This is a genomic window from Bartonella numerosa (assembly GCF_037070845.1).
In the GTDB taxonomy this organism is placed as follows: Bacteria; Pseudomonadota; Alphaproteobacteria; order Rhizobiales; family Rhizobiaceae; genus Bartonella.
Genome location: NZ_JAYMZI010000001.1, coordinates 270,049 through 279,283, shown reverse-complemented (window position 1 = coordinate 279,283; position 9,235 = coordinate 270,049). Strand labels below are relative to the sequence as shown.

General features: G+C 40.7%; 5 protein-coding genes. All 5 read left to right on the top strand.

Annotated elements, in window-relative coordinates; translation table 11 throughout:
• The coding region (locus tag WCP75_RS01230) for a YadA-like family protein (RefSeq protein ID WP_336276430.1) at positions 1 to 3,003 on the top strand (3,003 nt) is incomplete at its 5' end.
• Positions 3,004 to 3,950: 947 nt separating this feature from the next.
• Entirely contained in the window at positions 3,951 to 4,547 is a 597-nt protein-coding gene (locus tag WCP75_RS01225; RefSeq protein WP_336276429.1) for an invasion associated locus B family protein, read from the top strand.
• 1,606 nt (positions 4,548 to 6,153) lie between these two features.
• Positions 6,154 to 6,876, top strand: a complete 723-nt coding sequence (locus WCP75_RS01220; RefSeq protein WP_336276428.1) for an RlmE family RNA methyltransferase — start codon at positions 6,154 to 6,156, stop codon at positions 6,874 to 6,876.
• 173 nt (positions 6,877 to 7,049) lie between these two features.
• Complete coding sequence (obgE, locus tag WCP75_RS01215; RefSeq protein WP_336276427.1) at positions 7,050 to 8,066, top strand: GTPase ObgE; 1,017 nt, start codon at positions 7,050 to 7,052, stop codon at positions 8,064 to 8,066.
• Between the two features lie 10 nt (positions 8,067 to 8,076).
• On the top strand, positions 8,077 to 9,216 hold the full coding sequence (gene proB, locus WCP75_RS01210; protein ID WP_336276426.1) for a glutamate 5-kinase: 1,140 nt from the start codon (positions 8,077 to 8,079) through the stop codon (positions 9,214 to 9,216).
• Positions 9,217 to 9,235: the final 19 nt, after the last annotated feature.

Sequence of the window (9,235 nt, the reverse complement as noted above, 5' to 3'; positions counted from 1 at the left end):
AATGAGTTCACGAAGCTAGACAATAAGTTTACGGATTTGGACGGTAAGATTGATGGCGTGAAAAGTGATTTCAAAGACAATCTTCTCGCTAAATATAACAAAGGTGATAAATCCATTTTTATCGGTAGTGATGTAGATGGTGCCGTAATTAATGTTTCCAATAAGAATAGCGGGTCTCGAAAGATTCTTGGTGTAGCCGATGGAGATATTTCCGTAAGTTCGTCTGAGGCAGTGAATGGTTCGCAGCTTCATTCTTTAGGTGATGTGATTGCGAAATCTTTTGGTGGTAGCGCTGATTATCAGAACGGAAGATGGGTAGCGCCAAGATTTGATATCGTGCAATTTGGTGCTCATGGTCTGAGTAGCGGAAAAGAAAGCTATTACACTGTTTCTGATGCTTTTGGTGCGGTTAATGATAATTTCGAAAGCCTGAGCGATAATATGCGTACTATGCAAGATGACATTATCGGAAGTGTGGGGCAAAATTCCATATCATGGGATAGTAACGAACATGCGTTCGTTGCCAGTCACGTGACGTCCGGTGTAAAAACCAATGGTAAGCTTAAGTTTCTTCTTGATGGAAGTGTTTTTTCGGGTTCGACAGAGGCTGTGACAGGTGGTCAGCTTTACAATGTGAATAAGACTATTGCCGAATATCTTGGTGGTGGATCTAAGTTTGAGAATGGAAATTGGGTAGCGCCAAATTTCAAGGTTTCTACGCTCAATGCGGATGGTGTCTTTGAAGATACTGATTACACAAATGTTGCTTCCGCACTCGGTAGCATAAGCAGCTCCTTCAAAAATGTAGGAGAAAAAGTCAAAAATGATGTAGTGTCTGAGCTGAGAAATGATGTTGTTGGCGGAGTTACATCTCAGGTCATTCAGGATATTAAGACTGAAGTCAACGAATCTAGCCTTGTACAACACGATGTATCTACAAATGTTATCTCAATTGGTGGAAATGTAGGTGGTAGTGAAATTACGGTTGGAAACAGTAGTACTGGCTTGCGCACTATCTCTGGTGTGAAAGCGGCGTCGCTTACAGCAATGTCAACAGAAGCTGTTACTGGTTCTCAGCTCTATTCTATGAGTAACGCTCTTGCTTCGTATTTTGGTGACGGTGTCAAGTATGAAGGTGGGGAATGGGTAATACCAAGTTTCACAGTTACCGAACTCAATGAGGATGGTACTTCTTCAAAGCATGGTTACACAAATGTTGCTTCTGCGCTTGAAGGTATGAGCAGTTCTTTTGAAAACCTAACACAAAGCGTCATGAACAATATAGTGGAGGGTATTACGCATGAGGACCTTGTTACCAGCGTTGTTGATGGAGTAAAAAATGAGATAACGGTTGATATCGCTGATGAGCTAAAAGATGATGTTCTCCTTAAAATTGGCAATGATATTACCGATAACGTCACAAAAGAGATTCGTCGTACAAGTGTTGTGAAGCAAGAGGAGTTTGGAAGTGCCATCAATATTGGTAAAGATATGGGTGGAGTTGAAATTACTGTTGTGAACAATGAGGGCGCTTTGCGTGCTATCTCTGGTGTAAAGGCGGCGTCGCTTACAGCATCGTCAACGGAAGCTGTTAACGGTTCACAACTCTTTTCTGTGAGCAACAAGCTTGCCTCATATTTTGACGGTAGTGCAAAATATGAAAACGGTGAATGGATGTTGCCAGAATTTAGGGTTGTTACAATTGATGCGGATGGTGTTGCTGAAGATACCAACTATACAAACGTTGCTGCTGCACTTGATGGTATGAGTAGCTCCTTTAGAAATGTAGGAGAAAAAGTCAAAAATGATATAGTGTCTGAGCTCAAAGATGATGTTGTTGGTGGATTTACAGCTGAAGTTATTGAAAGTATTAAAGCGGATGTTGGTAAATTAAGTCTTGTGCAGCAGGATGCCTCCGCAAATATCATTACGATTGGTGGAAAAGTAGCTGGCACTGAAGTTACGGTTAGGAATAGAGATGGTGAGTTGCGTAGTATTTCTGGCGTAAAGTCTGCATCTATAGGAATTAGCTCAACGGAGGCTGTCAATGGTTCTCAGTTGTATTCGTTGAATAACCAGCTTGCTTCATATTTTGGTGGTGGTGCTAAGTACGAAAATGAAAAGTGGGTAGCTCCGGCATTTAATGTTGTGCAACTCGATGGTACTGTTGCTCGTTCTGGCAAAGATGGTGTGCGTCATACAGTTGCTAGTGCTTTCGATGCAGTTAATGAGAGCATATTGAGTATGAACAGTCGTATTGATGGTATCGAAAATAAGATTCCGAATGCTTCGGGCTCTGGTATTATAACTTCTGGTGATTTAGTTTCGGATTCAGATAATGTTGGTCACAATGGGCAGCTGAATAAGATTACGAATGTGGCTGATGGTAAGGTCGTGAGCGGCTCGCAAGACGCTGTGAACGGAGGACAACTCTGGGAAACGAACGAAAAAGTCGCGCAGATTGAAGAAAAAGTAGGTAATTCTGTTGCTTATGATGTAGATAAAGATGGGCATAAGTTTGTTTCCTTAGGTGGAGATGACAGTGAGCCGGTCTTACTTGATAATGTAGCCGATGGTAAAGTCGAGGAAGGGTCAAAAGAAGCTGTAAATGGCGGTCAGTTGGCGAGTGTTCTTGGTGATGCAAAAAAATATACGGATCAACGGCTAGATGGTATCACAGCTGATTCTATAAATGACGCTGTCGGGCAGTCTCAGTTGTATACGGATATGAAGTTTGAAGCATTAAGTTATGGCATTGAAAATAACCAAAAAGAAGCGAGACAGGCTGCGGCTATCGGATTAGCAGTATCCAACCTGCGTTATGATGATACACCGGGAAGGCTGAGTGTTTCTTTTGGCAGTGGTTTATGGCGTAGTCAGTCTGCGTTTGCTCTCGGTGCTGGTTATACGTCTGAAGATGGAAATGTACGTTCCAATTTATCGGTAACTAGTTCAGGAGGTCACTGGGGTGTTGGTGTAGGGGTTACCTTTACACTAAACTGATCAGATTGACGTAAAATCTCTTCTAAAATTTTTCTCGCCCCTATCTCGATTGAGATGGGGGCGAGCGTTTTTTGTTAAGGAGGTGTGCACGCAATGATGGCAAATAGGGATGTAGAAATTCTATAATTAAATAAAAAAATATATTTTTTTATTTATGTTGCCATAAATCTAGTTATGGCATTAGATGGACGTAAAGTCAGATCGTATATTTTTTTATAAATGAATTTATAATAAATAATTTGAACTTATTTTTTTAATAATCATTTGTATAATAGTTTATAATTTATAAATTTTTATGCCGTAGTGATTTTTATATTATTTATTGTGTTTTAAAAAAAATATACTATACTAATGCAGAGAAAGCTGGTTGTTATAGGAATAATATTTCTCTTGAATAGTAAGATTTCTGTTATCGTTGTTATAAAATATTGGCTTTATTCATGATGGTTGATGGCTCAGAAATGACCATAAGATTCGTGTTAAGAGTAAAAAAATAAAAATAATGTGTAGATGAATTTTTGGACTTCACGGCAAACGGTGGGTGGTCTTTTGCTTCGTTTTGTGGGTGGTTATTTTCTGTTTTTTTTAAAAATATCGTGTAGGGGTGGGCAGCTATTTTGTCCAGAAATTAGCGCTGTAAAACGGCAATTTATTTCTACAGTAGAAAAACGTAGTATCATTCTGTGCCATCAATGAAAGCGTGTTATGTATCGACACGATGGTGTTCACGATGATTAACAAGAGTGTATTGCTCAATCGTTTAAATTCGAACAGGGGGGATGGAACGTTAAGTTTGTCATGGTGGCAACTCAATCAAAAAAGCATTGGTGTGATCTGACGATTGAATCTGAGAATATTCGCAAAATAGGGAAGGCTAGACAGATTATAATCATAGCATGCAGAAAATAAATTAGGGTACGGGGAGCAGGAAATGTCCTGGGATAAAAATGACGGTAAAAAGAATTAATAAAGTCATGAAAAGGCAAAATATTTTGGTAAAGATTTTGTTGGCCTTTCTTGTATTGAGCAGGAGTGAAAGTTTTGCTAGTCAAAATAGTAGTGTTTATACTATACACCCTCCGCGGCTGTCTGTTCCTGGCGGAGCTCCGGGTGAAACACGTCGGATCATTGCACAATTTTACAATTGGACTCTGATCTGCGATGAAAAAAAATCGCTTCACAAGGGGATATGCAACGTAACACAGACTGTTCATGATCAGAAGGATGACACTATCTTCAGTTGGTCCCTTGTTGCTACAAAAAATGGCCAAGCAGTGATGCTCTTTCGGACGTTACCAAAAGCTGATGAAAGTATTCCCATTCGAATGTTCATAGATGGTGTTAAAAAGCCTGTTTTAGTTCGTTACACGCAGTGCAATAAAAAGGTGTGCTTAGCACAATTGCCCGTAGGATCGGCTTTAAGTGGGCAAATAGAGCAGAACAAGGACGTACGCATTTCTTATAAGGTTAAAGAGGGGAACACACTGTCTTTTACCGTGCCATTTAAGGGGCTTAGTGCGGCACTCTACTCTCTGCAACGATGATTGGCCAATTTCAGTAAAATTATTATTTTACTATGTTTCTGTAGTTTTTCTGATGAGAATCTGTGGTGGTTTGTTTTTTATGTTTGATACGATATGGGTTTAAGATTTTCACAAACCTTGTTAGCCGAATTGTATTGGCGGCTAACAATGAAAAATTTCTATAGTCAGTTTAAAAACGACTTAGAACGGAAAGAATATTCACTTTCTTAGGCGGTTTATTGTTCAGCTTATATGCTTTGGAGCATGCTTTAGCTGGGGACGGATCGACGTTAATTTTGGAATGGCATGGGAGTGTATCTGTTTTTCAGGACGTTCCTGTTATGTAGAGTAATAATATTCAAAGGAACCTCTAAAATATATTGTTCATTCTTTATTTTATGATAACTTTTTCAGGAATGTACTCAAGTAGGCTACGTTGAAGAGGACATAGTGGATTTTAAAAGATCCATTTTGTCATAAATAGCCAGTCCGTGATTTAAAAGTTTACCAATGCTGCATCTGCTAAAGGAAATTTTTAGGCATTGTTAGGGCACTTTTGATCCGATAGGATGATACTTATCGTAGAGATATAGTGAATGAGAAGATATTCTTTTATACTAGAAATCTTGATATTGTTTTGTGGTGGGTGGGTTTTGTTTTTATTGTTGATCATAAAAAATGCAGTAAAAGTAGCAAAATACTTATTTTGAATGACACAGTCTGAAAGCTTTAAGGTAGAGAAGCAAAGTTTTTTACTCGAGATTTTCTCGATAGAACTCTTTATCTTTTGTGGGATGTTTGAATTAGAGCTCCAATGATTATGCTTTCAGTGAATTGGAATGTCTTGGAATTGATGGTGTTTTTTCACGCGTCGCACGGTTTAAAAAAGGTGTGTGGTAAGAAGTAACTTTTTTCACGTGTAAGTTATAGATTTCTCGATTAAAGCGTCAAAGAATCATTGTTTCAGACTAAAATGAAGAGTGTTAGGTAGTTGGAAGTAGAGGTCGTTGTCTGGAGTATGGATATTGGTGAGCTGAACGTGTAGTTGTGCTTTTCGATATGGCAATTGGGTGTGGGGATGTCTGAGGTTATATTCCACGGGTTTTCTGGTCTTGTTTCTTGCATTTTCCAGAAAAATCTCACTTTGAATTTTATTACTGTCGGCTGTTGCATCTGCTAAATGTCCTAGGGGACAGCTGTTTGGGTAGTTCTGCAGGTGTAAAAGGTTATATAAAAATTTTTTCAATAATAATTTTGGGCTTATTTATTATAAATTGGGGATCTCTGCTGAGGTTTTTCTAGAAAATTTTTCAAAATTATTTTTGTTGTAGCGAGAGTACATTTCGTTTAGGGTGCCGTAGTTAAAGGCAAGTTGATGATATTGGGATGGATGATGCAGATATCGTTTTTGTAATGGATTTTTATGGGATGTGAGAATGGGGTCACATTCTAAATGAGGGAGATGAGTCCTCATACAATTTAGCTCGATGAAGAAGCTGGATGCTGTGAATTGTAGGTTAAAGAATTCAGTAGAGATTATGTTTTGCGCTGATGCGTGTTGTTATCACCAAAGAGAAAAGGGTTTAGGTATTCAGCGGCGGTCGGAGTATGGAGATAACGGATAATTATGAAAAGAACGACAAAAACGCCGACTGGTGGGTATGGTGGTTCGGGGTCGCATGAATTATATCAACGTGTAAAAAAGAAAGCAGGAACTATCAAGGCGTCGTCGCGGCGATGGTTGGAAAGGCATCTAAACGATCCTTATGTTCATCAATCGAGGGTTGATGGTTATCGTTCGCGCGCCGCTTATAAATTGATTGAAATCAATGAACGTTATAAATTTCTTAAAAAAGGTCAAAGTGTTATTGATCTCGGAGCTGCACCAGGAGGATGGTGTCAGGTGGCTGCACGTATAGTGAGATCAAATGATCGAGAGCCTAGCGTGGTGGGTATAGATTACTTAGATGTTAATCCATTACCCGGAGTTGCACTGCTGAAAATGGATTTCTTACATGCAGATGCTCCACAAAACTTAATTGACACTTTGGGAAAAAAACCCGATGTAATCCTTTCTGATATGGCTGCGCCCACAACGGGTCATCGACAAACGGATCATTTAAGAACGGTTCATTTATGTGAAGTCGCCGCTGATTTTGCTCTCTCAGTTCTCAAACCTGGAGGGCATTTTTTGGCAAAAGCCTTTCAAGGAGGCGCGGAAAACACTCTACTCAATACATTAAAACAGAATTTTAGAACAGTCCATCATGTAAAACCTCCTGCAAGCCGGAGAGAATCCGTTGAGTTGTATCTCTTAGCCCTTGAGTTTAAGGGAAAAATAGAGACTTGAATGTAGCTTCCTCTTTTCAAGAGGTTTTAATTCGCCTATATGTTTGGGGGCGAGAGTGTTTTCAGGCAATTGTCGGTGGTATGTTTGACCGTTTTTTGTAGGTAATGAAAAGCCGGTAAGGTTTGTGTGTTGCTTATAGAGATAGAGGAATTAATTCCTCAGTGGGCGTTTTCATGAAGTTTCTTGATCAAGCTAAAGTTTATGTTCGTTCTGGCTCTGGAGGGTCTGGTGCTGTGTCGTTTCGTCGTGAAAAATTTATCGAATTTGGAGGACCAGATGGTGGCGATGGAGGACGCGGAGGGGATGTTTGGGCCCTTGTCGTTGATGGGCTTAATACGCTTATAGATTACCGTTATCAGCAACATTTTAGAGCGAAAACTGGGGGGCACGGCAAGGGACGCAATATGACGGGTGAGAAAGGTGACGATGTCATCCTTAAGGTGCCTGTTGGAACGCAAATTTTCGAAGAAGATAATGAGACATTAGTTTGTGATTTAACGGAGATTGGACAGCGTTATCTTCTCGCAAAGGGGGGTAATGGCGGTTTTGGCAATTCTCATTTTACGACATCTACGAATCGGGCACCTCGTCGGGCGAATCCAGGATTGGCTGGGGATGAACGCGCGCTGTGGCTGCGGTTAAAATTGATTGCTGACGGAGGACTCGTTGGCTTGCCGAATGCTGGGAAGTCAACCTTTTTGGCATCGGTAACCGCAGCAAAACCAAAAATTGCCGATTATCCTTTTACTACGTTACATCCCCATCTTGGTGTTGCACGTATTGATGCTCGTGAATTTGTCTTGGCTGATATCCCCGGTTTGATTGAAGGGGCTCATGAAGGTGTAGGGATCGGAGACCGTTTTTTGGGGCATGTTGAACGTTGTCGTGTTCTGCTTCATTTGGTTTCTGCTCAAGAAGAAGATGTGGCAAAGGCATATCTTATTGTTCGCAATGAACTGAAGGCCTATGGCAATAATCTGAGTGATAAAACTGAAATTGTGGCTTTAAGCCAGGCGGATACCCTCTCTACTGAGGAGCGTGAGGCAAAACAGAAGATTCTTCATGGAGTAACGGGCCAATCTGTTATGATGCTTTCTGCGGTCAGTCGTGAAGGTCTAGAGGATGTGTTGCGCGCTTGTGCACACGTCATTGAGGCGGCGCGCCAAGAAAATATCAGCGAAGGTGGATAGGGATTGATATATGGCAGTTAGGTCGCACAAACTTGCAAGCTATAAACGTATTGTGATCAAAATTGGGTCCGCGCTTTTGGTTGATCCACGGGAGGGTTTGCGGGCTGAATGGCTCAATAGTTTGGTAAGCGATGTTGCCAGGTTACGCCAAAAGGGCGTCGAGGTTTTACTTGTATCTTCGGGAGCTATTGCTTTAGGAAGGACGCTGCTGCACCTTCCAAAGGGTGCTTTGAAGTTAGAACAGAGTCAGGCATGTGCTGCTTTGGGGCAAATTGAATTAGCAAAAACGTACAGTGATGCACTTGCCCAATATGGTCTAAAAACTGGTCAGATTTTACTCACTTTATCCGATACAGAAGAACGGAGACGTTATCTTAATGCTCGTGCTACGATTAATACTCTTTTGCACTTTGGAGTGGTCCCTGTGATTAATGAAAATGATACTGTTGCCACAAGTGAAATTCGCTATGGTGATAACGATCGTTTAGCGGCGCGTGTGGCAACAATGATGGGTTCAGATCTTTTAATACTTTTGTCGGACATTGATGGTCTTTACACTAAATCCCCTCATCGTGATCCAACGGCCAAATTTATTCCTTTTATTCCGTCGATTACAAGTGATATTGAAAAAATGGCAGACGTTTCCGCTTCAGGGTTTTCTCGTGGAGGAATGAAAACCAAGCTTGATGCCGGGAAAATAGCAAATTCTGCTGGAACAGCCATGATTATAACTTCAGGAAAGCGTATGAATCCCCTGATAGCGATTGACGGAGGAGAACGTGGAAGTTTTTTTGCTGCGAGTGAAAAACCCGTAAATGCCTGGAAAATTTGGATTTCCGGTCATTTGGGCACGTCCGGTATTTTAACGATTGATCAGGGAGCGGTTAAGGCGCTTGAGGCTGGAAAATCGCTGTTGGCTGCAGGTGTTACTGCTGTTGAGGGAGCGTTTTGTCGTGGGGATACAGTTATAATTGTTGATGAGAACGGAATTGAAATTGCTCGTGGACTTGCGAGTTATGGAAAAGATGAAGCCATTCGCATTATGGGGCGTAAAAGTGAGGAAATTGAGTCTATTCTTGGTTATGAAGCGCGTTCCGCCGTGGTTCATCGTAATGATATGGTTCTACATCGTTTTACCGATTCTATGTAAAAAAATGTTTTTTTACTTT

Excerpts from the sequence above, each read along its gene's own strand:
- proB (WP_336276426.1), top strand. The coding sequence starts at position 8,077 with ATGGCAGTTAGGTCGCACAAACTTGCAAGCTATAAACGTATTGTGATC.
- WCP75_RS01225 (WP_336276429.1), top strand. The coding sequence starts at position 3,951 with ATGACGGTAAAAAGAATTAATAAAGTCATGAAAAGGCAAAATATTTTG.
- obgE (WP_336276427.1), top strand. The coding sequence starts at position 7,050 with ATGAAGTTTCTTGATCAAGCTAAAGTTTATGTTCGTTCTGGCTCTGGA.
- WCP75_RS01220 (WP_336276428.1), top strand. The coding sequence starts at position 6,154 with ATGAAAAGAACGACAAAAACGCCGACTGGTGGGTATGGTGGTTCGGGG.